This is a genomic window from Agrobacterium tumefaciens (genome assembly GCF_005221325.1).
Taxonomy (GTDB): Bacteria; Pseudomonadota; Alphaproteobacteria; order Rhizobiales; family Rhizobiaceae; genus Agrobacterium.
This window is the reverse complement of record NZ_CP039888.1, coordinates 1,400,797-1,427,375: the sequence shown is the minus strand read 5'-3', so window position 1 is coordinate 1,427,375 and position 26,579 is coordinate 1,400,797. Positions and strand designations below refer to the sequence as shown.

Below are 26,579 nucleotides of genomic sequence, written 5' to 3'. Positions count from 1 at the left end.
TAGATTTACCGTCACGTTAATCGCTGCGGATGCAGGGCGCAAGGCCGTTTGCATTTGCAGGAACGGCAGACGCGCGGCACGCGTCTGCCCCTGGTGCCAACCGATTGATGTCGTTAACCGATCAATAGACCACGACGCCGCGGATGCTTTCGCCCTTGTGCATCAGCTCGAAGCCCTTGTTGATGTCTTCGAGCGGCATGGTGTGGGTGATCATCGGGTCGATCTGGATTTTGCCTTCCATGTACCAGTCGACGATTTTCGGCACGTCCGTGCGGCCGCGCGCGCCGCCGAAGGCGGTGCCCATCCAGTTGCGGCCGGTGACCAGCTGGAACGGACGCGTGGAGATTTCCTGGCCAGCGCCGGCAACGCCGATGATGACCGATTTGCCCCAGCCGCGATGCGAGGCTTCCAGCGCCTGGCGCATGACTTTGGTATTGCCGGTGCAATCGAACGTATAGTCCGCACCGCCGATCAGATCGCCATTGCGTTTCGTCATGTTGACGAGATAGGGCACGATGTCGTCGCCGACTTCCTTCGGGTTGACGAAGTGGGTCATGCCGAATTTTTCGCCCCAGGCCTTGCGATCATTGTTGATATCGACGCCGATGATCATGTCGGCACCGGCAAGGCGCAGGCCCTGCAGCACGTTGAGACCGATGCCGCCGAGACCGAAGACGATTGCGGTCGCGCCAATCTCCACCTTGGCGGTGTTGATGACGGCGCCGATACCGGTCGTCACGCCGCAGCCGATGTAGCAGACCTTGTCGAAGGGCGCGTCCGGGTTGATCTTGGCAAGCGCGATCTCCGGCAGGACGGTGTAGTTCGAGAAGGTCGAGCAGCCCATATAGTGGTGGATCTTGTCCTTGCCGATTGAGAAGCGCGAGGTGCCGTCGGGCATCACGCCCTGGCCCTGTGTGGCGCGGATGGAGGTGCAGAGATTGGTCTTGCGCGAGGTGCAGGAGTAGCATTCGCGGCATTCCGGCGTGTAAAGCGGAATGACATGGTCACCCTTCTTGACCGAGGTGACGCCCGGGCCGACATCAACGACGATGCCCGCACCTTCATGGCCGAGGATGGCCGGAAACAGGCCTTCCGGATCAGCGCCGGAGAGGGTGAAATCGTCGGTGTGGCAGATGCCGGTGGCCTTGACTTCGATCAGCACTTCGCCGGCGCGGGGACCTTCAAGCTGAACGGTCATGACCTCAAGCGGTTTTCCTGCCTGAATGGCAACGGCGGCGCGGACGTCCATATTCGATCTCCTTAGTCTTTTAATGTGCAAGTAAAAAGGTTTTGCCCGAGCGCGGCTGGCCGGGCAAGGCAAAATCCGGTGACCCGGAATGGAAAAGGGCGTGTGCGAACACACGCCCTTTTATTTTGGCTGATAGATGCGGGCAGGGCCTAAGGCGTTGCGTCGCTCTCTTGTTCTGTTGCGACTTCCGTTGCGACGTGTTCCACGCCAAGCCACGCCGCGCAATCCTTCAGCGCCCGTGCTGCGACGAGCTGGCGCTTCATGATCGTCTTGTCCTTGCCGCGAAAACGTTTCACGCCTTCCGGCTTGACGATGGAGCCCGGCTCCAGTTCCGGGAACAGGCCGAAATTGATGTTCATCGGCTGGAAGGAACGCTTGCCCGGCTCATCATCAGAAGAAAGGTGGCCGCCGGTGATGTGGTTCAGAAGCGAACCGAGCGCCGTGGTGGCGGGCGGCAGGCTCGGGGCCTCGCCCTTCCGTTCGGCGGCGGCGAAGCGGCCGGCGAGAAGCCCGACGGAGGCGCTTTCCACATAACCTTCGCAGCCGGTGATCTGCCCGGCGAAACGCAGGTCGGGCCGCGATTTCAGCTTCAGCGAGGGATCGAGCAGCATGGGGGAATCGATATAGGTGTTGCGGTGCAGGCCGCCCAATCGCGCGAATTCCGCATTTTCCAGACCGGGAATCATGCGGAACACATCCGCCTGCACGCCATATTTCAACTTGGTCTGGAAACCGACCATGTTGTAGAGCGTGCCGAGCGCATTGTCCTGGCGCAGCTGGACAACGGCATAGGCCTTGACGGTGGGGTTATGGGCGTTGGTTAGCCCCATCGGCTTCATCGGGCCGTGGCGCAGCGTCTGGCGGCCGCGCTCGGCCATGATCTCGATCGGCAGGCAGCCGTCGAAATACGGCGTGCCTTCCCATTCCTTGAAACCCACCGTGTCACCGGCGATCAGTGCGTCGATGAAGGCGTTGTACTGTTCCTCATCCATCGGGCAATTGATGTAATCCTTGCCCGTGCCGCCGGGGCCGACCTTGTCGTAACGCGACTGATACCAACAGATATCCATGTTGATGCTGTCGCGGTGCACGATGGGGGCAATGGCGTCGAAAAAGGCCAGCGCGTCTTCGCCGGTCTGCGCCTGAACCGCTGCCGCCAGATCCGGCGAGGTGAGCGGGCCGGTGGCGATGATGGTGCTGCCCCATTCCTTCGGCGGCAGGCCGGAAACTTCCTCGCGGATAATTGTCACCAGTGGGTGATTTTCAAGCTCTTTTGTCACAGCCTCGGAAAAACCATCCCGATCGACGGCGAGCGCGCCGCCCGCCGGCACCTGATGCCTGTCGGCGCAGGACATGATCAACGAGCCGGCAAGTCGCATTTCGGCATGGATGACACCGACCGCATTGGCCGTCGCATCGTCGGAACGGAAGGAGTTGGAGCAAACCAGTTCCGCCAGCGTATCGCCCTTATGCGCATCCGTGCCGCGCACCCCGCGCATTTCATGCAGGATGACGGGTACGCCGCTCTGAGCAATCTGCCATGCGGCCTCCGAACCGGCCAGTCCGCCGCCCACGACGTGAATGGGAGAATGGGTCTTGTCTTGCATACTGGCGTCCATGGGCCTCCGCGGGGCAAAGCTCCCGTCCGGCGGCTGTCATTCGAGTGAGTGTTCCGCGCGGCCCTTGAGGACGCGGCATTGTTGCGGGATGCACTAGCATGCATGGCCGGGGCAGCCAAATGTTTTTGCGGGTGTGGTGGGCGAGGAAGAGATGCGGGGCGTGGTGAAGCGAGCGGGTGCCGCCTGCTTCTTCTCCCCGCCGGGGAGAAGTCCGCGGCAGCGGGATGAGGGGGCGAGGGTAGAGGTATTCGGCAACATTGCCCCCTCATCCGACCCTTTGGGCCACCTTCTCCCCGACGGGGAGAAGAAATATGCCGCGATGCTGCGGCCTTCCTCGTGATTCTCAATGCTGGGCGATGTTGAAGGTCGAACTCAAGCCGACCCCCCAGAATCAAAAACGGCGCCAGAGGCGCCGTTTTCTTAATACCTGTCGCTCGATCGTCGCGCCCTGGAGGTCGGGCAGCGGGACGATCTTTTACGCCTTAGCGGAACGAACGGGAAGCAACGTTACGGATGTCGTAACGGGTCAGGCCGATGTCGCTCAGGGCCTGGTTGGACAGGCTGCCGAGTTCGTTGATCGTGCGGCGGTAGGAGATCCAGTTCTTTGCGATGCGGATAGGGTTCATGATCGTTTCCTCAATCTTTCTTTGATTTCGTCGGCCGGCTCAGTGTTTCTGTGCTCTCGGCTGTTGAGGCTTTATATATAGACATTAAGCCATGTTGTGCAGTGCAGATTTTAGGCTACTGCCATGCATTTGTGCACTATGTCGGCTAATTTTACGGCTTTGAGTATCATGTGGGCAAAATATGAGCGGAAATGCCTGCGTTTCAGGCGCTTTTGCCAGATTATGCGGTTTTTGGAGACTTTGGCCGGTAGTTCGGGCAGGCGGAGGCGGCCAGAATGCCTGCTGAGTACGGTATGGGCGCTGCTTTGACCGATGCGTTTTCACGCGTCATGCCCTGAAAGATGCAAGAAGCTGCGTTCTCGGTTTTCAGATCGCCCAAACGAAAAAAGGCCAGAGGCGGGAGCCTCAGGCCTTTTTGGGGAGGTCGTCTTCGCATCCGCCGCAATGAGCGGCGGCGCGTATTAGATGCCGACGGCGGTCTTGGCGACGCGGCGGATGTCCTGACGGCCAATGCCGAGGTCATTCAGTTCGCGGTCGCTCATGCGGCCGAGTTCGGTTACGGTCTGACGATACTTGCGCCAGTTGGTCAGCGAGCGTGCAATGTTCATTTTCATCTTCCTCTTCGTGCTGTTCAGTCTCTGCGGCCAGTCTTGGGAGGCTTTGGTCCGGGGCTGAACTGATCTCTGTATGACCATGAATATAATCGGTTTAATCAAAACAAAAACAGACAAAGCAAGATGTCACCTATGCATGAAATGCAAGGCAAGCCGGTAAATCGACGCGATTACGGCGATTCGTGCATAATTTGTGACCAATTTATGAGCTTTTGGTGGCTGCGGAGGGTTCTGTGATGCCGAAGAATGCGCGGCAAGGCCGGTGCGGGGTAGGGGGCAAGGGGGGAGGGCTGGGTTGCGGATTTTACGGCCGGTGACCCTTCAGTAATGCCAGCCGCAAGCGGTGCTATATATAATGTCAGCATAGCCGCGTAAATATTGCCCACGAGGGTGGAGGTGCGGACAGTTTTCCGGTTCGGAATGACGCCTGTTTGATTGACCGTTCATTTCCGTTCTGCACCATTGGCAAGGGGCGCTGGCGGGCCGCCCGCCTTTCGTGAGCGCGACGTGGTCAATAAAAGTCCGGAGGAAACGAAAGGCATGGGAACGGCGTGCTTGACCCTTTCAGAACATTGTGACATACCGCCGCCCAACGTGCGGGTATGGCGGAATTGGTAGACGCATTGGTTTTAGGTACCAACGCTTCGGCGTGGGAGTTCGAGTCTCTCTACCCGCACCACAAGCAAAGCATGGCTGTGCCACGCTTGCGCCAGAGTGCATCTTTATAAGATGCAGGGAGCTTCGGGGTTCATTTCTCCCCTTGGTCTTTTTCTCCGGTGCAGGCGAAATGGTGTCCGGCAGGCGCTTGTGTAAAGAAATAAGGGAAGCCACGGCCGGGGAACAACGTTTCCGGCGCAGTGCTCGAAAGTAAACCAACGGCTGTCTGAGCACCGCCGCCATGATGTGAAGGTTAGGAAAATGCAGGTTATCGAAACGCTCGCTGAAGGGCTGAAGCGCGAACTCAAAATCGTTATCCCGGCTGCCGACATGAAGGCCCGTCTGGATGAGCGCCTGGTTGACGCCAAGGACAAGGTTCGCATCAACGGTTTCCGTCCCGGCAAGGTGCCGATGGGCCATCTGAAGAAGATGTACGGCAAGTCCATCATGGCTGACCTCGTCAACGAGCTGGTTCGTGAAAAGCCGACCGAAATCCTTTCCAGCCGTGGCGAAAAGTCTGCTACCCAGCCGGCCATCTCCATGACCGAAGACGAGCAGGAAGCCGAAAAGATCCTGTCGGCCGAATCCGATTTCGAATTCACCGTTGCCTACGAAATCATTCCGGCCATCGAACTGAAGGCCAATGACGGTATCAAGGTTACCCGCGAAGTTGTTGAAGTCTCCGAAGACGAAATCAACGAGCAGATCCTCAAGATCGCTGAAAGCGCCCGTACCTACGAGACCAAGAAGGGCAAGGCCGCTGATGGCGACCGCGTCACCATGAACTATCTCGGCAAGGTTGACGGCGTTGCCTTCGACGGCGGTGCTGCTGACGATGCCGAACTGGTTCTCGGTTCGGGCCGCTTCATCCCCGGCTTCGAAGACCAGCTCGTTGGCGTCAAGGCCGGCGACGAAAAGACCATCACCGTGACCTTCCCGGCCGACTACCCGGCTGCGAACCTTGCCGGCAAGGACGCCACCTTCGACGTCACCGTCAAGGAAGTTGCTGCCGCCGCTGCTGTCGAAATCAACGATGAACTGGCTGAAAAGCTCGGTCTTGAATCGGCTGAAAAGCTGAAGGAAATCGTCAAGGGCCAGATCGAAAGCCAGTTCGGCAACGTCACCCGCCAGAAGGTCAAGCGTCAGATTCTCGACCAGCTGGACGAGATGTACAAGTTCGACACGCCGGCTGGCCTGGTTGACGCCGAGTTCGACAACATCTGGCGCCAGATCAACACCGATCTCGCACAGTCGGGCAAGACCTTCGCTGACGAAGACACGACCGAAGAAGAAGCCCGCGAAGAATATCGCAAGCTGGCTGAACGCCGCGTCCGTCTCGGCCTCGTTCTCTCCGAAATCGGCGAAAAGGCCGGTGTTGAAGTGACCGAAGAAGAAATGCAGCGTGCGCTGTTCCAGCAGCTGCAGCAGTTCCCGGGCCAGCAGAAGGAAATCCTCGATTTCTTCCGCAACACGCCAGGCGCTTCCGCTTCGCTGCGCGCCCCGATCTTTGAAGAGAAGGTCATCGACAAGCTGCTCACCGAAATCTCGGTAACGGACAAAACCGTTTCCAAGGAAGAGCTTCTGGCTGACGACGGCGAAGAAGCAACCGAAACCAAGAAGAAGGCACCTGCCAAGAAAAAGGCTGCTGCCAAGGCTGACGACGCCGCTGAAGGCGAAGAAGCCGCTCCGAAGAAGAAGGCTCCGGCCAAGAAGAAGGCCACTGAGGCCGACGCCGAATAATCTTCTTCAGTGCAAGCTGATTGAATGGAAGGGCCGTGGCGAAAGCTGCGGCCTTTTTGTTTCGTCTGGGCGATGCCGTCTGTTCCGCTTTGCGTGGTGGCCAGCGGAGCCAAACAGCGCCGCTGGCCGATCTCGACTGTTAAAATCGCTCCCGGCTATCGCTTCTGGGATCATTATTCACCTGATGAGGCGCATAAAGATCGCCACGGGCTTTTCGCCGCCATGGTCGCGCGGGGTTTTCACGATCGATGGTAATGTCTGCTATGGCGATAGCTGGTAAACCATTCATCGGGCATTGCGCTGCCCATCGGCCATCCGGTGCGGCTATTCCCGAGGGAGCAGCTGTGCTCTGAGCCGCCAGGGTGGAATAGCTGGCCCAATAGGTGTTGCTCACGGCATGCCCCAATATCTCGGCGGCAAATGCGGGGGCATTGGACGGGCCATCGCCTGCGGTGGAAAACAGCACGCAATCGACGTTCAGTTTCTCGTATTCCATGAATATTTCCGGGTAGTGCGCTTCCATACCAAGCGCGCAACCGAAACGGACGCCATCAATTTCAAACGTCACCGGTACACTTCCCGGCGAATACATGAACGAGATTTTGGTGTTCGACAGCAGGCGCTCGTCGTAACGCGTTACAAGCTTCCCGCGATCGGAGACGACATACAGGCTGTTATACGGCCTATGAGGTGGCGTAAGCTGATGGACGGACCCGAGAATCGTCCAAAGTTTCAGCTTGAGCGCCAGTTTTCTCGTCGCCTCCAGCTCTTCGCGCAGAGTTTCCCATTCAAAGCGTGTCCAGTCGGAAGGGCCGATTTCCCGCGGGCCATTCTCTGACATGATCCGTTTATGAGGCCAGCATGTTGAGCCTTCGGGGAAATGTATGATGCGAGCGCCAGCTTTATGAGCCTCGCCCATAAGACGGCGCATTTCCTGTCCGCAGGTCTTTAGGGCAGAGACGTCACGAGGATCGTTGAACAAGGATGTCTGCGCGACCGCTATCCGTATTGAGTTGCTCAAAGGAGCGTCCGGTATTCCACGAATATGCTGGAGAGCAGCTGTATAAGATTCGCCGGTTTTGGCGGCGCGAGCTCTTACGCGGCGTTTTAGATTGCCATTTTGCGTCATTGTCAGGCCTTTCAGGTCTCGGACGCAGTTCCCCAGCAACTCGCCCGAAACGATCGGACCCAAGACAGTTGCCCGAGACTATAGTCCCTTTGCCTCCGTTGAAGACCCTGCTGGGGAAGGTCGTGGAGGTTAAGCGCAGGCTACGCGGTGACAAATATCGGTTGGAAACCGCCGATTCGTCAAGCGGCCGGGGTCCCCGGCCACCTGGAGCTTCCCGATCACAATGCAGTGCAGCATGATTTTTTGCTGCATCTGCTCTTGTTCATCTCCCGTTCATCTGGCACCCTGCGCAGCATGATTTGCCCTGGTCGCGGAACGCGGCCGTTCGGGCATCGTGCGCCGCTTTGATGTGGCCTCATCGCTGCCAAACCATTGGCCTTAAGCTTTTACCGTGCCTGCCGGGTTCTCCCGGCGCGCCCTTAATTTGCCAGGGGACAATTATGTCGCTCCGAACGGGTTTTGCCCTTTTATTATCGCTCTTCACCGCTGCGGGTGCAGCCCATGCTGATGAGGCCGGGTTGATCTGGAAACCGGTCAAGAACTCCGACCGCTCCTATACAGCGCGCATCGGCGCGAAGCTGCCAGTCGATACGCCAATCCGCGCCGGGCTGGAAATGGGCATGAATGCTTCGAAGGCGGGGCAGGTGGTCGATACGCCGGTGCGGGTGTGGGGCAATGTCACGCTGCTGGCCGAGCAGCTGCCCGGTGTTTCGCTCGCGCGGGACGTCGGCGTCATGTTCAACGCGCTGACGGGGTCGAGCAGCGTTTCCATGACCTCGCAGCAGAAGCGTATCGTCACGCCGGAACTGGATATCGAGGCGAACCGTAATTTCACCGTGCGTTATGACGGCACGGCGCAGCAGTGGAACGGGCTTGATGTGTCGCAGTCACTGCGCCTGTCGCGCTCCGAAACCGGCACCGCCTTCGTGCTGACGGGGGCGAGCCGCAACAGCTTCAACGAGTTCAGCAGCGGTGTGGCAGTGGAGCAAAAACTGGGCGATCACCTGACGGTGCGGGGCACGCTTGATCAGGGTTATGCGGATCATTTTCGGCCTGGCGTGAGTGCGCGGTATAATATCAGGTGGTGAGGGTAGGCGTCACCTATCGTCGACGGAATGCGAGGTGATGGGCATCCTCGTTCCATACGCGGCGTCATTCTTGGGCTTGTCCCAAGAATCTAATCACGTCGCATACAGCGAAACGTTGCAGATGCTCGGGACAGGCCCGAGCATGACGGCAGGAGAGGTGTCCGCACACCGCAGATGTCTCTCTACCCGCAACAAAGCCTCAATCCTTCTTGATCTCACCCATGCGGTTCCACGCATCAAGTCCGGCGATCTTGTAAGCTTCCGCAAGTGTGGGATAGTTGAACGTATTCTCCACGAAATATTCTACCGTGCCCTTGAGGTTCAACACCGCCTGACCGATATGCACCAGTTCGGTGGCGCCTTCGCCGACGATGTGGACGCCGAGCAGGCGGCGGGTTTTCAGCGAGAAGATCATCTTCAGCAAGCCGCTGTCGAGGCCCATGATGTGGCCGCGCGAGGTTTCGCGGAAATGGGCGATGCCGCATTCATAGGGAATGCCGCGCTCGATGACTTCCTCTTCCGTCAGGCCGCAGGTGGAAATTTCCGGCACGGCATAGATGCCGTAGGGGAAAAATTGCGGCGGTTCGCCGGCCGGTGCGCCAACGGCATGGCGGGCGGCGATGCGGCCCTGTTCCATTGACGTGGAGGCAAGGCTCGGGAAACCGATGATATCGCCGGCGGCATAGATGTTCGGCACCGAGGTCTGGAAAGTCTCGGGATCGACCTTCAGGCGGCCACGGCTATCGGCCTCCAGCCCACAGGCGGAAAGGTTGAGCGTATCGGTGGCGCCGACTCGGCCGGCGGCGAAGAGTACGGTTTCGGCTTTCAGGACCCGGCCATTGCTGAGCGAAACGAGGCATTTGCCGCTCTCGTCGCGCTCCACCTTTTCCGCCTTCTGGCCGAAGATCAGCTTCATGTTGCGGTCGCGCAGCTGATAGGTGAAATCCTCGACGATTTCCTTGTCGATGAATTCGAGCATGGTCTCGCGCGGTTCCACCACCGTTACCTGCGTGTCCAGCGCGCTGAAGATCGTCGCATATTCGATGCCGATGACGCCGGCGCCAACGACGACCATGGAGCGCGGCAGTTCCTTGATTTCGAGAATCTCGTCCGAATCGAGCACCGCCTGGCCATCGAAGGGAATATGCGGCGGCCGGTAGGGCCGGGTGCCGATGGTCAGCAGGATGGAGGTGGCGGTGACGGTCATGATTTCACCGTCGCTTTTCACCACCTTCATGGTGTTGGCGTCAACGAAGCTTGCCGTGCCGCGAATGTGCTGCACGCGGTTGCGGGCGAACTGGTGCTCCAGCACTTCCACTTCATGATCCAGCGTGATGAGCAGACGGCGGCGCAAATCGTCCGCGTCGATCTCCTGCTTGACGCGATAGGCGCGGCCGTAAAAACCACGCTCGCGCCAGCCGGTGAGGTTGAGCGCGGTTTCGCGCAGGGTCTTGGATGGGATGGTGCCGGTGTGCACGGAAACGCCGCCGACGCGGCTGCCTTTCTCGATGACCAGAACCCTCTTTTCGAGCTTGGCAGCCTGAATGGCGGCCCGTCTTCCCGCCGGACCGCTGCCGACAACAATCAGATCGAACTGGTGCATGAAAAACCCCGGAACAGAATGCATTTCGATACCGGATGTCGCATCCGGCATGGCGTCGCTGCGAAATGGTCGTGATGCCATTTTGACGACGGGGAGTGATTCCCCTTCAGCCTTGCCCGCTAGAGTGCAATGCAACAAACGCCTGCGTCAATCTGTAGCGTAAGAATCTGACGGATTCGTAACTGGGGGTGGATGTTCGGCGGGGTTGTTCGATTCACATGGGAGCGAAGGTGCGCGGGGCTTACCCCCCTCTGCCCTGCCGGGCATCTCCCCCACAAGGAGGGAGATCGGCAAGCGGCGCTATCGTCACTTCATTCTCAAGCTTTGAGATGGGCGAGACCTTGCGGCGTATCGATCTCCCCACCTGTGGGGGAGATGCCCGGCAGGGCAGAGGGGGGTAAGCCACACGCACCTTCACTTCCTGAAAACCCCTAAACACCCAACAGCTTCATCCCGCACAGCGCTGCCGTGCGGGATATGGATGGAGAGCACCGGGCGATCCCCGGCTGCGCTTCATGTGAGGTTGGTGTGGATCGGATGCGTTGCGCAGCCGGGTCTTTCACCATGCCGTATTCCGCAAGCGCCGTGCACGGCGGCCTTGCGAAATGGTCCTTTCCACGAACGTTGCCAGCGTTCCACCACCAGGACCGTCCTTCGGTTTCCGCCACGTCTGGCGTCCACCCGGCAGGACTGCGTTCACTCTAACAGTGCGGCGCGGAGTGGGGAAAAGCGGGGAAGAAGTTTTTTCACGTCAGTCGTCTTTCCGCGTGACATGGCGGTGGAGTGCGGCGATGTCCTGCCGCAGCGCCGCCAGTTCCGCCAGCACCTTCACATCGATCTTTTCATGCAGTGACAGAACCTCAAGCTCGGCTTTCAGGTTCACCTCATAATCCTTGGTGGCCTCGAAACGGTCGCGGGCGGCCTGGCGGTTCTGCGACATCATGATGATCGGCGCCTGGATGGCGGCCAACATGGAGAGAAGCAGGTTGAGGAAGATGAAGGGATAGGGGTCGAAGGCGCGGGTGGTCAGCACGATGGTGTTGATGATGGCCCAAAAGATCAGGAAAAAGCAGAAGCTGAGAATGAACCCCCAGGAACCGCCGACCTTGGCGATATTATCCGCCAGCCTGTCACCTAAACTGGCGCCGGCGGAAAATTCCGCGTTGATGTCGCTCGAAACCAGCTTCTTCTGGTGCGACAGTTCCAGGATGCGCCGTTCCACCTCGCCGATTTCACGGGAGGAGCGCTTGAAGTGCGAAACGATATAGTCGGAGATATCTGACACGGTGTGTCTCCGGTTCTGATGGGGTGCCTGTGCGTTTTCTCGAGATAAACCCGCATGGTGGCGGAATTCAAACGATTTCCACCACCATGCGGTTCAGGCGCCCCCGCCAGAACCATCAGACCGCCGGTGCGCCCTCATGCAGCCAGTTGAAGCCGGGGAAGAAACGCTCGCGGCCATATTGCGCGCCGAACATCATGTCGAATTGCAGCAGGCGATAATCGCGCACCACGTCTGGAACGGCGTTCGGCGCGATCGACCAGTCGGGCAGGGCCTTGCCGTCCGTTGCCACCAGCATGTGCCGGTCGATGACGGAAAATTCGTGCTGAACGTCACCCAGCGTGCCGGTATAGAAAGGATCGGAGAAGCCTGCGGTCTTCAGTACGTGATAGGGCAGGAGCGCCGGGCTGATGGTGCCGATATTTTTGCGCACGCCTTTCTTGGAGGACCAGACGACGAGCGGCGTCTCATGTTCCTTTTTCATTACCTCGAGCGGCGCGCGGCGGCTGGCCACCATGCCGGGCATGTAACCGCTTTCCACGAAGGCCTGGCCGAGCGGCGGCAGATGATCTCCGAAGAGGACGATGATGGTTTCGCGGTCACGCTTCTTTGCCCAGCGCATCAGTTTCGAGAGCGCGTCATCGGCTTCCACGACGCCCTGCGAATAGGTGGCGAGCGCTTGCGAGGCCGAGGCGGAAAGACCGCCCGTGACGCCAATGGTGTTTTCGGCATAACGGGTCGCCTCGTAAGGCCCATGTCCCTGCAGGGTGACGGCAAAAAGGAAGAGCGGGTTCTTCGCCGTCTCGGCGGTCGCCATGATCTCTTCCATCAGCGCGTCGTCTGAGGCGAAGTTGCCGCGTTTTTCCATGGCCGGCAGCGTCTCTTCGGAGCGGAATTCCTCGAAGCCGAAGTTTTTATAGACCTGCTTGCGGTTCCAGAACCACTCCTGAAACGGGTGCATGGCAATGGCCGAATAACCTTCGCCCCGGAAGAAGCTGGCGAGCGAGGGCACCGGACGGCGGATATATTGCTGGTAGGGAATGCTGCCATAGGGCAGGAAGGCGTTGGAAAAGCCGGTCAGCGCCTCGAATTCCACATTGGCCGTCATGCCGCCGAACTCTGGCGAAAACACGTTGCCGGACTGCTTGGCGCGAATGGTCGGCATCGGATCGGCCGACAGTTCGACATTGTCGAGCCGGGTCGGATCCCACAGCGATTCGCTCATCAGCATGATGACATCTGGGTAATCGCCTTTGTTTGCGGCGAAGGAGGCGGGCTCCGAGGTGAGGTCGGCGATGCTGTTGTCGCCGTAACCCTCGGGCGCCGAGACATTGGCCATCGGAATATTGAAGGCGAAAGCCATCAGGAAGCCGTTATGGCGGTAGTTTTCCTGCTGGTCCCACATCATGGGAATGATGTTGAGGCGATCACGCACCCAGGAATAATGCGAATAGTTCATCAGCGAGGCGAGGCCCGCGAGAAGCGGCAGTGCCAGCACCAGACCGGCGGCGCGCTCGCGCCAGCTCAAGCCCGGCGAATGGCGGCGTGCCAGCAGCCACAGTGCCACAAGGGCTGCGATGGCGGCGCAGAGGCCGAGGCCCACCAGTGCCGCTGTCAAGGGCTGGGCCTTCAGCATGGTGGGCAAAAGCTCGAGAATCTGCCGGCCGAACAAAAGGTCGGAGGGGTAAAGCGGATCGGAGAGATAGGTCTGTTTCTGTGCGGAAATCAGCCCGGTCAGTGCGCAGAGCGGCGCAACCGCAATCAGCGAGAGATAACGCCGGCCAAGCAGCGCATCCAGCGCCACGAGAAGGGCGAGCACGGCGGCGATGGTGCTCACGCCCGGGCGGGCCGGGGAGGTGAGGAAAGCGCCGACATCATGGAGCGAACCGCGGGCGATCCATTCCAGCGCGACGACGAGCACGATGGATGCGACCGTCAGATTGGCAAGCGTGTAGACCGTGCCCGAAAGCTTCGAAAGGCTCCTTATTCCCGCAGGCGAAAAGACAAGATCAGCCTTTTCGGAAGCCGTTGTTTTTGGCGCCGAATCTCTCAAACTCATACTCCGGTATTTCAGGCGACAGCGCCGATCCGGGGAGGTGAATCGGGCGTCGCAAAGTGTCATGTAACTGTCACATAAGCGCGATGAATGCGACATGAACTTTGCTGAGGATAGCGCGGGCGTTGATAACCTTAGCGTGAACGCAGCCTTGGCGTCTTGCCCCAAGCGACCGCATGCAATTGCCGCGTTGCGGAGCGGCCACGGGCGCGGTATTGAATGGGCATGAGCGACAGACACGATATCAAGAACCATCTCCGGATTGCCGTTGGGCAGTTCAATCCGACTGTTGGCGACGTGGCGGGCAACCTCGCCAGGGCGCGCGAGGCACGGGCCGATGCGGCAACGCAGGGCGCCGATCTTCTGCTTCTGACCGAGCTGTTCATTTCCGGCTATCCGCCTGAGGATCTGGTGCTGAAGCCGGCTTTCCTGAAGGCCTGCCTGAAGGCTGTGGAAGAACTGGCGGCAGACACCGCCGATGGCGGACCGGGTGTCGTCATCGGTTTTCCACGCCAGGGCGAGACGGGCCGGCACAATTCGGTGGCGCTTTTGGATGGCGGCAAGATTATTGCGCTGCGCGACAAGATTGACCTGCCCAATTACGGCGAGTTCGACGAGAAGCGGGTTTTCGCCGAAGGGTCGATTTCCGGTCCCTATAATTTCCGCGGTGTGCGGATCGGCATTCCGATCTGCGAGGAAATCTGGAACGATATGGGCGTGTGCGAGACGCTGGCCGAAAGCGGGGCGGAAATCCTGCTCGTCCCGAATGGGTCGCCCTATTATCGCGGCAAGCTGGATGTCCGCCATCAGGTGGCGCTCAGGCAGGTGATCGAAAGCGGCCTGCCGCTGGTTTTCGCCAACCAGCTGGGCGGGCAGGATGAGCTGGTATTTGATGGCGCGAGCTTCGGCTTCAACGCCGACAAGACGCTTGCCTTCCAGATGAGCCAGTTCGAGCCCACACTTGCCGTCACCGACTGGAAACGCACGGCGGATGGCTGGCATTGCGAAAGCGGGCCTTTCTCTAAAATACCAGAGGGTGAGGAGGCGGATTACCGCGCCTGCATGCTGGGCTTTAGAGATTACGTCAACAAGAACGGTTTCAAGAGCGTGGTTCTCGGCCTTTCCGGCGGCATCGATTCGGCGATCTGCGCAGCCCTTGCCGTCGATGCGCTAGGCGAGGAGCGGGTGCGCTGCATCATGCTGCCCTACCGCTACACCTCGGAAGAATCGTTGAAGGATGCGGCGGACTGCGCGAAAGCGCTCGGCTGCCGTTACGATATCGTGCCGATCGTCGAGCCGGTGGAAGGCTTTCTTTCGGCGCTCTCCGAACTCTTCGAAGGCACGGAAGAGGGTATTACCGAGGAAAACCTGCAGAGCCGCACGCGTGGCACCATTTTGATGGCCGTTTCCAACAAGTTCGGCTCGATGGTGGTGACGACGGGCAACAAGTCTGAGATGTCGGTGGGTTATGCGACGCTTTACGGCGACATGAACGGTGGTTTCAACCCCATCAAGGACCTCTACAAGATGCAGGTCTATGCCATTTCCAGCTGGCGCAACGCCCATGTGCCACCGGGCGCTCTCGGCCCTTCCGGCGAGGTGATCCCCGCCAACATCATCGCCAAGGCGCCTTCCGCCGAGCTGCGCCCCAACCAGACCGACCAGGATTCGCTGCCGCCCTATCCGGTGCTGGATGATATCCTCGAATGCCTTGTCGAGAAGGAAATGTCGGTCGAGGAAATTCTGGCGCGGGGCCATGATGTGGCGACCGTGCACCGGGTGGAGCATCTGCTCTATCTCGCCGAATACAAGCGCCGGCAATCGGCTCCGGGTGTGAAGATCACCAAGAAGAATTTTGGGCGGGACCGGCGTTATCCGATCACCAACCGGTTTCGTGACAGGTAGTCGAAGGGTGCGTGGCGGAAGCTTGCAGTTGCTTTTGTTCGAGACAGGCAGACAGGATTCCGTCATGCCGGACTAGATTCGGCATCCAGCCACGGCGCGTCTGCGCCGTGAGGAGAGTCTTTTGCGATCAAAGACTTGATCGCGCTGGACCCCGGATCTAGTCCGGGGTGACGGAGTGCGGATGCTGTGACTTCGCCATATATCTGGGTGTCGAAAACGCGTCATTTTCCTCCTCCAACGGCGCGGAGAAACCCCCGCGCCTTCACTCATCTCAAATAACCTGCCCCACATCGATGCGGTTGCCGTCAGGGTCTTCAAACACAAAGGCCCTGAGGCCATAATCCTTGTCCTGCAGCCCCTTGATGATGCGCAGCCCCTGGCTCTTGCAAATCGCATGCAGCGCATCGACATCGCTCACCAGCATATGCGCCACGTTGAAGGGGGCTGCCTTGTGGGCCGGCTGCAATGTCAGATGCAGCTCGGCATTGCCCTGTTTCAGGATCATGAAGCCGACGGGGTTGCCGTTTTCGAAGGTCTTTTCGAAACCGAGCACACCGACATAAAAATCATGGGCCTTTTCGATGTTTTTGACAGGAAGCATTGCGGCGATCCGGCCGAAGCGGATGCCGTGATCGGCGATTGTATTCATCGCGGAACCTCGGATCTGGGAGAAACGGGGAGCGGCGCGGGCGGTGCCGGGGCGCTGGCGTTTTTTCCGATTTGAATTTGCAGGACGGTGCCTGCGGCCATAGGATCATAATCACGGTGGTGGCGGATGCAAACGGAATATGCGCGCCATTCAACTCCGATCCAGATCGAAGACAGGCCCAGGAGGCAGAATGCGCAGCTCCATCGAAATCTTCAACATCCGCACCCGAAAGATGCGGGTTGTGTGGCAGACGCCTGAGCTGTTCGAAGCGCCGAACTGGTCGCCGGATGGGAAATATCTGCTGCTGAACAGTGAAGGGCTGCTGTATCGCCTGTCTCTTGCCGGTGATGTGCCGCCGGAAAAGGTCGATACCGGCTTTGCCACGCTCTGCAACAATGACCACGGCATTTCGCCTGACGGTTCGCTTTACGCCATTTCCGACAAGGTGGAGTTCGGCAAGAGCGCCATCTATCTGCTGCCTTCGGCGGGCGGCGCGCCTCGGCTGATGACGAGGAACCTCCCTTCCTACTGGCACGGCTGGTCGCCGGATGGGAAGAGTTTTGCCTATTGCGGCATTCGCGATCAGGTTTTCGATATCTATTCCATGGACATAGACAGCGGTGTTGAGACACGCCTTACCCATGGTGAGGGCCGCAATGACGGGCCGGATTATTCGCCTGACGGGACGTGGATCTATTTCAACTCCAGCCGCACCGGGCTGATGCAGATCTGGCGGGTGCGGGTGGATGGCTCTGCCGTCGAACGCATTACCGACAGCGCCTATGGCGACTGGTTTCCGCATCCGTCTCCTAGGGGTGACAAGGTGGTGTTCGTTTCCTATGACGCAGATGTCTTCGACCATCCGCGCGATCTTGATGTGCGGGTGCGGCTGATGGATATGGATGGCGGCAATGTCGAAACGCTGTTCGACCTGTTCGGCGGGCAGGGCACGATGAACTCGCCCAACTGGTCACCTGACGGGGATGAGTTTGCTTATGTCAGGTATTTCCCGGTGAAATGATGAAGGGAAGGTGCGGTAGGCCACATTGCCGCACCATCAGCAGGATGCTTGCGTTCGCAAGCTTTTTTGCCCATAGCTTCTCCGGTCAGGTGCCCGCCCTTGCGACGGGAGAATCGGGAATTCGGTGAAAGACCGGAACGTGCCCAACGCTGTGAGGCGGATGCTCTTTTTCTCACGCCACTGAAGCAATTCGGGAAGGCGAAACGGGGCGGATGAAGCTTAGTCAGAAGACCGGCCTGGCAGGATAGACCGAACCGCGCGGACGGCGGCAGGTTGCTGAGACGCGCGTCGCAAAACCGGCATGGTTTCGGCACCGGCGCGCCTGCATTGTTGGGGATAAACGATGCCGACCGATCCGTCCGCTGGCAATTCATTGCAAGCCAACTCTTTCGCTCACGCGCTTTCGCCCGCCCGACCGTTTTCCGCGGAGGAGCGCGAAGCGATCTACCGCGCCATCGAGACGCGGCGTGATGTGCGCGACCAGTTCCTGCCAGACCCGCTGCCGGATGATCTCGTCGAGCGCCTTTTGAAGGCGGCGCATTCCGCACCCTCGGTTGGTTTCATGCAGCCGTGGAACTTCACCCTCGTCACCGATGGCGCCGTGCGCCAGGCGGCCTGGGTGGCCTTCAGCCGCGCCAATGAGGAGGCGGCGGCGATGTTTGAGGGCGAAAAGCAGGCGCTTTATCGCAGCCTGAAACTCGAGGGCATCCGCAAGGCGCCGCTCAGCATCTGCGTTACCTGCGATCCAACACGCGGCGGCAAGGTGGTGCTGGGCCGCACCCACAATTCGCGCACGGATGTCTATTCCACCGTCTGCGCCATCCAGAACCTCTGGCTTGCCGCCCGCGCCGAAGGCATCGGCGTCGGCTGGGTCAGCATTTTTCACGATAGCGACGTTCGCACTATTCTTGATATACCCGAGCATATCGAAATCGTCGCATGGCTATGCCTCGGGCGTGTGGATGCGCTCTATACCGAACCGGAACTGGCGGTGAAGGGCTGGCGGCAGCGTGTGCCGCTGGAGGAGCTGGTGTTTCGCAACCGCTGGGGTGGAGTGTAGAAGCGGAGGCCTGTGAATAAGGCGGGACGTTGCCGCGTATTTCTTCTCCCCGCCGGGGAGAAGGTGGCCCGAAGGGTCGGATGAGGGGGCAACGTTGCCGGATTTCGGAGAGCTCGCCCCCTCATCCCGCTGCCGCGACCTTCTCCCCCCGGGGAGAAGAAACAAGCGGCAAACGCTCGTTCCATGAGGCATGTCACTGCTGCGGCTGTATACCCTTCAATGCCGGGTTCTTCAGGTCGATGCGACCTGTCTGGTCTGGCAGGAATTTCGGGCCGATGACGCGCACCTTCGTGTCGTTCGGGTCATAGTCGCGTTCAGGAACGGGCTGTTCCGGCGGCTTGGCGGCCTGTTGCTGTTCGGCGGGTTTTTCAACCTTGTCACCTTGGGGTGATGGAATGGTGGTGATGCTGGAATAGGGCTTTTCGGCTTGCGGCCGGGCTGCCTCTTCCTGCTTCTGCATGTCCTGATGATAAGCGGCCATGTTGCAGGCGCAGCCGGGTGCTTGCGTTGAGGAATTGCGGTAGGCGAAGGCGGTCGGCAAGTCCTTGTAGGGTTTGCCGGTTTCAGCGGAGACCATGTCGGCGGTTTCCTGATCCGTCATGGAGTGGAAATAAAGCTCGGTCTCAGTCCCCGGACACATTTTCTGGCATTGCTCGGCCTGGGCGCGGAAATCGAGCGGTGAGGCACTGGAGGCGATCGGGAAGAACGAGCCGTCGCAGGTGCGCACGCAAAGTGTGCGAAGCCCGCCCTCGGCGGCGGCGTTGGGGTAAGGCGACAGGCCCGCCTGTCCCGGCTGATTATCCTGCTGGCGGAACGCATCGGGATAACGTGTCACATCGGGAGCCAAAGGCGGTTGCGTGTCCGTTTCTGGCATGGCGCTGCAGCCATTGGCGTCGAGGGCGGCGAGAATGCGTTCGCGTCTGATGTCGCCGTCATCGCTCCGCTGAGCCGCCATCGCATCCTCGCGATCGCGGATGATGGCGTCACGCTCGGCTTCAGCATCCACCAGCGCATCGCCGATCTCGGCGCAGAGGCCGGCATTGGGATTGCCATAGACGATGACGCTGCCGGATGAGCAGCCGTAGCTGCGCATATCGTTCCTGATCTTGCGCACGACGATGTTCTGGCGGGCGAGCGCATTGGCATAACGCCGCACCTCGGCCGTATTGCCGATGACACGCGGCGGCTCTCGCAGCTGTTGATAAAGCATATCACACACCTGGTCCGCGAAAGCGGCGGCCGGGGCGGTGAAAACAAGGGGAAGCAGGAGGCCGATGATGCGGCTACGCCGGGTCAATTGTGCGATCCGTTTGATGTCCCCGGCCGGTGGCAGGGTGTTATGCTTCAGGAAATCCGTGTTTCAGGAACATAACATATGCTGTCGCCGCAATGCGGCAACAGCTTGTTCAAAATTGCGTTAATGCGCCTTCATCACACCGAAGGATGCGAGGCCTGCACAACGGCAAAGGCCGCCATGTTGACGACGCCGCGCGAGGTGACGCTGGGCGACAGGATGTGGGCGGGCATCGCCGTGCCGAGCAGGATCGGGCCGACATGCAGGCCTTCCGTCAGCGTGCGGGTAACGCCGAGCGTGATGTTGGCGGCATCGAGGTTCGGGAAGACCAGCAGGTTGGCTTCGCCAGTCAGGACGCTATTGGGCATGGCGCGCTTGCGCAGTGCTTCCGAAAGTGCAGAACCGCCCTGCATTTCGCCATCCACTTCCAGTTCGGGTGCCGCCGCCTGCACGATCTTCAGCGCACGGCGCATCTTGCGGGCGCTTTCCGAATCGCGCGAACCGAAGTTGGAATGGCTGGCGAGCGCGATCTTCGGCGTGATGCCGAAGCGGCGGATTTCCCTGGCCGCGAGAATGGCCATTTCAGCCACTTCCTCTGAGGTCGGATCGTTATTGACGAAGGTATCTGTGAGAAACAGTGCGCCCTGCTGGGTGATGAGCAGGCTGAGACCCGCGAAAGAACGCACGCCTTCCTGCTTGCCAATGATCTGGTTCACGTCGCGCAGGTGCCGGTCATAACGGCCTTCGATGCCGCAGATCAGCGCATCCGCCTCGCCACGCTTCACCGAAAGGGCGCCGATGACGGTGGAGTTGGTGCGCACGATGGTGCGTGCCGCTTCCGGATTAATGCCGAGGCGGCCGACGAGGGCGAAATAATCGTCCACATAATCGCGGTAACGCGGATCGTCTTCCGGGTTGACCACGGCGAAATCCGTATGCGGACGGATGCGCAGGCCGAAGCGCTTCAGGCGCGTTTCGATGATCTGCGGGCGGCCGATGAGGATCGGTATGCCGGTGCCTTCTTCCAGCAGAACCTGGGCGGCGCGCAGCACGCGCTCGTCTTCGCCTTCGGCAAAGATGATGCGCTTCTTTTCGGCGGCCTTGGCGGCATTGAAGACAGGCTTCATGATGAAGCCGGAGCGCCAGACGAAGCGGTTCAACTGGTCGAGATAGGCTTCGAAATCGGTGATCGGCCGGGCGGCGACACCGCTTGCCGCCGCGGCACGGGCAACCGCCGGCGCGATACGCAGGATGAGGCGCGGATCGAACGGCGAAGGGATGAGGTAGTTCGGGCCGAAGATCGGCGTTTCGCCGCTATAGGCTCTCGCGGCGACTTCCGAGACTTCCTCACGCGCCAGTTCCGCGATGGCCTGCACGGCGGCCATCTTCATTTCCTCGTTGATCGTCGTCGCGCCGCAATCCAGCGCGCCGCGGAAGATATAGGGGAAGCAGAGAACGTTATTGACCTGGTTCGGGAAATCCGAACGGCCGGTGCAGATCATCGCGTCCGGGCGGGCGGCACGGGCCGCCTCCGGCATGATTTCCGGATTGGGGTTGGCAAGCGCCAGGATCAGCGGATTTTCCGCCATGCGCTCCAAAAGTTCCGGCTTCAGCACGCCGGCGGCTGACAAGCCGAGGAAGACGTCTGCGCCGTCGATCGAGTCCGCCAGCACGCGCTTGTCGGTCTTCTGGGCGTAAACTTCCTTCCACTCGTCCATCAGCGTGTTGCGGCCGTCATAAACGAGGCCTTCGATGTCGTGGACCCAGATATTGTCCTTGTTGGCGCCCATGGCGACAAGCAGGTTAAGGCAGGCGAGGGCTGCCGCACCGGCGCCGGAGGCTACGATCTTGACGCTCGAGAGCGATTTTCCAGCCAGTTCCAGCGCGTTGGTGACGGCGGCGGCGACGATGATCGCGGTGCCATGCTGGTCGTCGTGGAAGACCGGGATGTTCATCTTTTCGCGCAGCTGGCGTTCCACCTCGAAACATTCCGGGGCCTTGATGTCCTCAAGGTTGATGCCGCCGAAGGTAGGCTCCAGCGCGGCGATGGTGGAGACCATGTCGTTGATGCCGGGCGCGTCGATCTCGATGTCGAAGACGTCGATGCCGGCGAATTTCTTGAAGAGGACGGCCTTGCCCTCCATGACGGGCTTGGAGGCAAGCGGACCGATATTGCCAAGGCCGAGCACCGCCGTGCCGTTGGAAATCACCGCAACGAGATTGGCGCGGGCGGTGTATTCCGCCGCCATTTCCGGGTTCTCATGAATGGCGAGGCAGGGGGCGGCGACACCCGGCGAATAGGCCAGCGCCAGATCGCGCTGGTTGCCGAGCGGCTTGGTGGCCTGGATTTCCAGCTTGCCGGGGCGCGGGTAGCGGTGGAAAAAGAGCGCCTGTTCCTCGATGTCGGCCTTTGCCGTGTTGGCGGGCGTGTTGTTTTTATCGTGAGAGGTCATTCTTCCACCGTCATATCTGGCACCGTCATATCTGGTTCAATTCCGGCCCCCTGAATACAACAAACTTCCCCGTGGTACAGCCGTTATTTACCGCCCCCTTATGCAAATGCGGGCATGGCTTATTCGCGTTTTCGTGAAGCGGATCGTCATATTCCATACAAAAACCCGCCTCTGTCATGTTGCTGAAACACGAGTCTGGTTCTGAGAGGTAAGAAAGCCGCAGGGACGCAACCGAACAGGGGGATGAAATCCGTGGCCGGTCAAATCGAAACCAGACAGTTCAGAACGCTTTTCATTTCGGATGTTCATCTTGGCTCCAAGGCGGCCAAGACGGATTTCCTGCTCGACTTCCTGAAATACCACGAGGCCGAGACGATCATCATGGTCGGCGACATCGTCGACGGCTGGCGTCTGCGCCGCAGCTGGTACTGGCCGCAGGGCTGCAACGACGTGGTGCAGAAGCTGCTGCGCAAAGCCCGCAAGGGAACGCGCATCGTCTACATTCCCGGCAACCACGATGAATTCCTGCGGGAGTTCCCAGGCATGCATTTCGGCGGCATCGAGGTGGCCGAGCGCATGATCCATGAGGCGGCCGACGGCAAGAAATACCTTGTTATCCACGGCGACGAGTTCGACGTGGTGGTGCGCAATGCCCGCCTGCTCGCCTATCTCGGTGACTGGGCCTATGACGCGGCAATCGCCATCAACATCGCCATTGCCGCCGTGCGCCGCCGCATCGGCCTGCCTTACTGGTCGTTTTCGGCCTGGGCCAAGCTGCAGGTCAAACACGCGGTCAACTTCATCGGTGAATTCCAGCGCGTGGTGGCCGATGAGGCGCGGCGCAACAATGTCGATGGCGTGATCTGTGGTCACATTCACCACGCTGTCATGGAAGACATGGACGGCATCCGCTACATTAACACCGGCGACTGGGTGGAAAGCTGCACGGCGATCGCTGAAAATGCCGATGGCAGCTTCGAGCTGATCACCTGGATGCAGACGAGCGACGTTACCGCTGAGCATGCTTCGGATGAGATGGAACCGGTGAATATTCCGGGACTGATCGGCAAGCATGCGGCTTGATTGGGGCGTTTGACTGGCGCTGACGGTACGCTTCCTTGGGAACGACACGTTTGGCAAAGTTGCAGCATTCGCATACCGTCATCCCGGCCTTGAGCCGGGATCCAGTGCGATCAAGTCTTTGATCGCGTAAGACTCTTCTCACGGCGCCGACGCGCCGTGGCTGGATACCGGATCAGGTCCGGCATGACGGAGCTAGGCTTGCGCCTCCTCGATTCTCCGCCAGCTAGTAGAGCGAGCGGATGTATCTTGCTTCTTCTCCCCGGCGGGAAGAAAAAACAGGCGGCAATGTCGTGCCGTGTATTCGTGGGTTTCAGCCCCACAATTCCGGCCGCGCCGGATAGACCAGCGAGCCCTCGTAGACCAACCCCGGCTCACGATCCTCAGCCAACAATAGCGGTCCGTCGAGATCGGCAAAGGCCGTTCCCTGCGCCGCCAGCACGGCGGGGGCCATGCCGAGCGAGGTGCCGAGCATGCAGCCGACCATGATGGTGAAGCCGAGCCGTTCTGCCTCCGCCTTCATGACGAGCGCTTCCGTGAGCCCGCCGGTCTTGTCGAGTTTGATATTGATTGCATCGTAACGGTCGCGAAGGCCGGCGAGATCCCGGGTGGAATGCACGCTTTCGTCGGCGCAGATCAGCACCGGGTGGTCGATGCGGGCGAGGATGGCGTCCTTTCCGGCGGGTAGCGGCTGTTCGATCAGCGAGATGTTCAGTTCCGCCGCGAGTCTCAGATAATATTCGATATTATAATCATTCCAGCCCTCATTGGCGTCGATGATGATGCGCGCCTCCGGTGCTGCGGCGCGCACGGCACGCAAACGCGCTTCGTCATCCGACGTACCCGTTTTGATCTTGAGCAGCGGGCGGCCTGCGTTTTCCGCCGTTTTCGCGGCCATGGTCTCGGGGTCGGCAAGCGAGATGGTGTAGGCGGTGACGAGCGGCTTTGCCGTCTGTCCGAGAATACGTTCGGCAGCGCTTTTACCGCTCACTTTGGCTTCGAGATCCCACAGCGCACAATCGACCGCATTGCGGGCGGCACCCGGTTGCATCGCCTGCTGTAATTCCTGCCGAGTCAGGCCGTCGGCGATCCTATCCGCCATTGCTTCGATATCGGCGATGACGCCTTCGATGCTTTCACCATAACGCGGATAGGGAACACATTCGCCAATGCCGGTGAAGGAACCATCGCGGATGGTGCACGTTACGACATCCGCATGCGTGCGGGTGCCGCGTGAAATGGTGAAGCTGCCGGCAACGGGGAAACGTTCTGTTGTGGCTTGAAGGTAACGGGGCATGTTTTTTCACTTCCGATTGGGCGGCAAAAGACACATGACGCCAAATTTATCACGAATTGTCGGCCGTCACTGTGGCTTGCCGAAGACCGAAACGTTATGAAACCTTTAAGAATCTCGTGACGGCTGCACTCGCTCGGAGCATTATGCAAGAACAGGACACACGGCAACAGGCGAACCCGGCCGCAATCACCGAAGACGATGCCGTCTCCGGCGGCGGCTCGCGTTACGTCGTGACCGGCTCTTGGCGCAACAGCAATCTCTCCGGCATTTTCGAAAGCCTCGACAGGATTGAAAAAAGCAAGCCCGCCGGTCCGGTGGAGATCGATCTCTCCGCCGTGGAGGCGATCGACACGACGGGCGCGTGGATCATCCAGCGCCTGCGCAAGGACCTTGAGGCGAACGGCGTAACCGTTACGCTCACCGGCAATGACCGGATCGAGGACGTGATCGGCCAATTGCCCGACAAGGCCGAGATGGACGTCGAACCCGTTGCCCGCGAAGGGCTGGTGGAGCGCATTTTTGCGCCGATCGGCCAGGCCGTGGTTCAGAACGGCGCGGATTTCCTGGCGGGCATGTATATTCTCGGCTCCGCCGTGCGCGGCGCGCAGATGAAGCTTGGGCGCGGGCGCGGCGTATCGCCTGCGGCGATCGTCAACCAGATTGACCATATGGGCGTGCGCGCCGTGCCGATCATCATGCTGATGTCGTTCCTGATCGGCGCGATCATCGCCCAGCAGGGCGCGTTCCAGCTCAGATATTTCGGTGCGGAAGTCTTCGTCGTCGATCTCGTCGGTATTCTGCAATTGCGTGAAATCGGCGTTCTCCTGACCGCGATCATGATCGCCGGCCGCTCCGGCAGCGCCATCACGGCCGAAATCGGCTCGATGAAAATGCGCGAGGAAATCGACGCGCTGAAGGTGATCGGGCTCAATCCCGTGGGCGTGCTGGTGTTTCCGCGGTTGGTGGCGCTGACGATTGCGCTGCCGCTTCTGACCATTCTCGCCAATTTTGCAGCGCTTTTTGGTGCCGCCATCGTGGCGCTGGCCTATTCCGGCATCACCTTCGAGGTGTTCCTGTCGCGCCTGCACGGCGCGGTGGAGGAATCGACCATTGCCGCCGGCATGATCAAGGCGCCGTTCATGGCGCTCATCATCGGCATCGTCGCGGCGGTGGAGGGCATGAAGGTGGGCGGTTCGGCGGAATCGCTCGGTCAGCACGTTACCTCGTCGGTGGTGAAGTCGATCTTCGTCGTCATTCTGGTTGATGGTCTTTTCGCCATCTTCTACGCAGCCATCGATTTTTAGGGAGGGCGCGTTGGAGAAGCAGGACCAGACACCGCAGCAGACGAAAACCGGAAAAGACGGTCGCGAAGTCGTGCTTTCCGTGGAGGGTGTGACTGTCGGCTTCAATGGCCGGAACGTGCTCGAAGACCTCGATCTCGATGTCTATCGCGGGGAAATCCTCGGCTTCATCGGTCCGTCAGGCGCGGGCAAATCCGTGTTGATGCGCGCGATCTTGCGGCTGCTGCCACGGCAGGCAGGCGCGATCCGCATTCTCGGCACCGATTACGACAAGGCGAGCGAAGACGACCGCATGATGCTCGACCAGCGGCTCGGCGTGCTGTTCCAGCAGGGCGCTTTGTTTTCCGGCCTGACGGTGAAGGAAAACATCCAGCTGCCGATGCGCGAATATCTGGATCTGCCGAAAAAGCTGATGGACGAGCTTGCCTATCTCAAGATCGAGATGGTGGGGCTGAAGCCCGATGCCGGCGACAAATACCCGTCGGAACTTTCAGGCGGCATGATCAAGCGCGCGGCTCTTGCCCGGGCATTGTCGCTCGATCCCGACCTCGTCTTCCTCGATGAGCCGACATCCGGCCTCGATCCCATCGGGGCGGCGGAATTTGATATGCTGATCGCGCGCTTGCGCGATTCGCTCGGCCTGACCGTTTATATGGTGACGCACGACCTCGACAGCCTGTTCTCCGTCTGCGACCGCATTGCGGTACTTGGACAGAAAAAAGTGCTGGTGGAGGGGACATTGCAGGACATGTTCGCCTGCGACGACCCGTGGGTGCAGTCCTATTTCCGCGGCAAACGGGCGCGCTCTGTCGTTCTTCCGGACGGCAAACATAAAAATCCGGTGGAGTAACGAGAA

General features: G+C 59.9%; 20 protein-coding genes, 1 tRNA gene and 1 riboswitch. Of the genes, 9 read left to right on the top strand and 12 right to left on the bottom strand.

Features of this window, described 5'->3' with window-relative positions; genetic code table 11:
* Positions 1–121: 121 nt before the first annotated feature.
* The 4 genes from CFBP5499_RS07440 to CFBP5499_RS29975 all read right to left on the bottom strand — a co-directional run bounded on the left by CFBP5499_RS07440 (position 122) and on the right by CFBP5499_RS29975 (position 4,102).
* Positions 122–1,249, bottom strand: coding sequence for an S-(hydroxymethyl)glutathione dehydrogenase/class III alcohol dehydrogenase (locus CFBP5499_RS07440; protein WP_080825002.1), 1,128 nt, complete (start codon positions 1,247–1,249; stop codon positions 122–124).
* 149 nt (positions 1,250–1,398) lie between these two features.
* Positions 1,399–2,868: a methylenetetrahydrofolate--tRNA-(uracil(54)-C(5))-methyltransferase (FADH(2)-oxidizing) TrmFO gene (trmFO, locus tag CFBP5499_RS07435; protein WP_173987006.1), complete on the bottom strand. Its 1,470-nt coding sequence runs from the start codon at positions 2,866–2,868 to the stop codon at positions 1,399–1,401.
* Positions 2,869–3,350: 482 nt separating this feature from the next.
* Positions 3,351–3,494 carry a DUF1127 domain-containing protein gene (locus CFBP5499_RS07430; protein ID WP_003515516.1) on the bottom strand — a complete coding sequence of 48 codons (144 nt, stop codon included), beginning with the start codon at positions 3,492–3,494 and terminating at the stop codon, positions 3,351–3,353.
* Positions 3,495–3,955: 461 nt separating this feature from the next.
* Positions 3,956–4,102 carry a DUF1127 domain-containing protein gene (locus CFBP5499_RS29975; RefSeq protein WP_173987005.1) on the bottom strand — a complete coding sequence of 49 codons (147 nt, stop codon included), beginning with the start codon at positions 4,100–4,102 and terminating at the stop codon, positions 3,956–3,958.
* Between the two features lie 602 nt (positions 4,103–4,704).
* On the opposite strand from CFBP5499_RS29975, the gene CFBP5499_RS07415 reads away from it, so the two are divergent.
* Positions 4,705–4,787, top strand: a tRNA-Leu gene (locus CFBP5499_RS07415).
* A gap of 239 nt (positions 4,788–5,026) precedes the next feature.
* Complete coding sequence (gene tig / locus CFBP5499_RS07410) at positions 5,027–6,505, top strand: trigger factor (RefSeq protein WP_080825004.1); 1,479 nt, start codon at positions 5,027–5,029, stop codon at positions 6,503–6,505.
* A gap of 139 nt (positions 6,506–6,644) precedes the next feature.
* Here tig and CFBP5499_RS07405 read toward each other — a convergent pair whose 3' ends face one another.
* Entirely contained in the window at positions 6,645–7,424 is a 780-nt protein-coding gene (locus CFBP5499_RS07405; protein WP_371506704.1) for a carbon-nitrogen hydrolase family protein, read from the bottom strand.
* Positions 7,425–8,074: 650 nt separating this feature from the next.
* Between CFBP5499_RS07405 and CFBP5499_RS07400 the strand changes: the two genes are divergently transcribed.
* Positions 8,075–8,722, top strand: a complete 648-nt coding sequence (locus tag CFBP5499_RS07400; RefSeq protein WP_080825007.1) for a hypothetical protein — start codon at positions 8,075–8,077, stop codon at positions 8,720–8,722.
* A gap of 199 nt (positions 8,723–8,921) precedes the next feature.
* Here the strand turns inward: CFBP5499_RS07400 and sthA are convergent, their stop codons facing one another.
* From sthA to CFBP5499_RS07380, 3 genes are all read right to left on the bottom strand, one after another.
* Positions 8,922–10,325, bottom strand: a complete 1,404-nt coding sequence (gene sthA / locus CFBP5499_RS07395; protein WP_080827312.1) for a Si-specific NAD(P)(+) transhydrogenase — start codon at positions 10,323–10,325, stop codon at positions 8,922–8,924.
* A gap of 751 nt (positions 10,326–11,076) precedes the next feature.
* Positions 11,077–11,610 (bottom strand): DUF1003 domain-containing protein, encoded by a 534-nt coding sequence (locus CFBP5499_RS07385; protein WP_080825009.1) that lies wholly within the window; start codon positions 11,608–11,610, stop codon positions 11,077–11,079.
* Positions 11,611–11,725: 115 nt separating this feature from the next.
* The gene (locus tag CFBP5499_RS07380) at positions 11,726–13,666 is read right to left on the bottom strand and encodes an LTA synthase family protein (RefSeq protein ID WP_175416648.1); all 1,941 of its coding nucleotides are present in this window, start codon (positions 13,664–13,666) and stop codon (positions 11,726–11,728) included.
* 222 nt (positions 13,667–13,888) lie between these two features.
* Between CFBP5499_RS07380 and CFBP5499_RS07375 the strand changes: the two genes are divergently transcribed.
* Positions 13,889–15,568 (top strand): NAD+ synthase, encoded by a 1,680-nt coding sequence (locus CFBP5499_RS07375; protein ID WP_080827314.1) that lies wholly within the window; start codon positions 13,889–13,891, stop codon positions 15,566–15,568.
* A gap of 271 nt (positions 15,569–15,839) precedes the next feature.
* On the opposite strand, the gene CFBP5499_RS07370 is transcribed toward CFBP5499_RS07375, so the two are convergent.
* Positions 15,840–16,217 (bottom strand): glyoxalase superfamily protein, encoded by a 378-nt coding sequence (locus tag CFBP5499_RS07370; protein WP_080825010.1) that lies wholly within the window; start codon positions 16,215–16,217, stop codon positions 15,840–15,842.
* A gap of 190 nt (positions 16,218–16,407) precedes the next feature.
* On the opposite strand from CFBP5499_RS07370, the gene CFBP5499_RS07365 reads away from it, so the two are divergent.
* Together CFBP5499_RS07365 and bluB are read left to right on the top strand one after the other, a co-directional pair.
* The gene (locus tag CFBP5499_RS07365; protein WP_080825011.1) at positions 16,408–17,238 is read left to right on the top strand and encodes a TolB family protein; all 831 of its coding nucleotides are present in this window, start codon (positions 16,408–16,410) and stop codon (positions 17,236–17,238) included.
* A 70-nt stretch (positions 17,239–17,308) separates the two neighbouring features.
* Positions 17,309–17,492, top strand: a riboswitch (cobalamin riboswitch).
* A gap of 89 nt (positions 17,493–17,581) precedes the next feature.
* Positions 17,582–18,298, top strand: coding sequence for a 5,6-dimethylbenzimidazole synthase (bluB, locus tag CFBP5499_RS07360; RefSeq protein ID WP_175416647.1), 717 nt, complete (start codon positions 17,582–17,584; stop codon positions 18,296–18,298).
* A gap of 193 nt (positions 18,299–18,491) precedes the next feature.
* Here the strand turns inward: bluB and CFBP5499_RS07355 are convergent, their stop codons facing one another.
* Positions 18,492–19,595: a DUF2865 domain-containing protein gene (locus CFBP5499_RS07355; RefSeq protein WP_175416646.1), complete on the bottom strand. Its 1,104-nt coding sequence runs from the start codon at positions 19,593–19,595 to the stop codon at positions 18,492–18,494.
* Positions 19,596–19,729: 134 nt separating this feature from the next.
* The gene (locus tag CFBP5499_RS07350; protein ID WP_080825012.1) at positions 19,730–22,045 is read right to left on the bottom strand and encodes an NADP-dependent malic enzyme; all 2,316 of its coding nucleotides are present in this window, start codon (positions 22,043–22,045) and stop codon (positions 19,730–19,732) included.
* Between the two features lie 243 nt (positions 22,046–22,288).
* Between CFBP5499_RS07350 and CFBP5499_RS07345 the strand changes: the two genes are divergently transcribed.
* Positions 22,289–23,128: a UDP-2,3-diacylglucosamine diphosphatase gene (locus CFBP5499_RS07345; protein ID WP_175416645.1), complete on the top strand. Its 840-nt coding sequence runs from the start codon at positions 22,289–22,291 to the stop codon at positions 23,126–23,128.
* Between the two features lie 310 nt (positions 23,129–23,438).
* Here the strand turns inward: CFBP5499_RS07345 and dgcA are convergent, their stop codons facing one another.
* Positions 23,439–24,422, bottom strand: a complete 984-nt coding sequence (dgcA, locus tag CFBP5499_RS07340; protein ID WP_080825013.1) for an N-acetyl-D-Glu racemase DgcA — start codon at positions 24,420–24,422, stop codon at positions 23,439–23,441.
* 143 nt (positions 24,423–24,565) lie between these two features.
* Here dgcA and CFBP5499_RS07335 point away from each other — a divergent pair, with 143 nt between their 5' ends.
* Both CFBP5499_RS07335 and CFBP5499_RS07330 read left to right on the top strand, forming a co-directional pair.
* Positions 24,566–25,726 carry an ABC transporter permease gene (locus CFBP5499_RS07335; protein ID WP_080825014.1) on the top strand — a complete coding sequence of 387 codons (1,161 nt, stop codon included), beginning with the start codon at positions 24,566–24,568 and terminating at the stop codon, positions 25,724–25,726.
* A gap of 10 nt (positions 25,727–25,736) precedes the next feature.
* On the top strand, positions 25,737–26,573 hold the full coding sequence (locus CFBP5499_RS07330) for an ABC transporter ATP-binding protein (RefSeq protein ID WP_080825015.1): 837 nt from the start codon (positions 25,737–25,739) through the stop codon (positions 26,571–26,573).
* Positions 26,574–26,579: the final 6 nt, after the last annotated feature.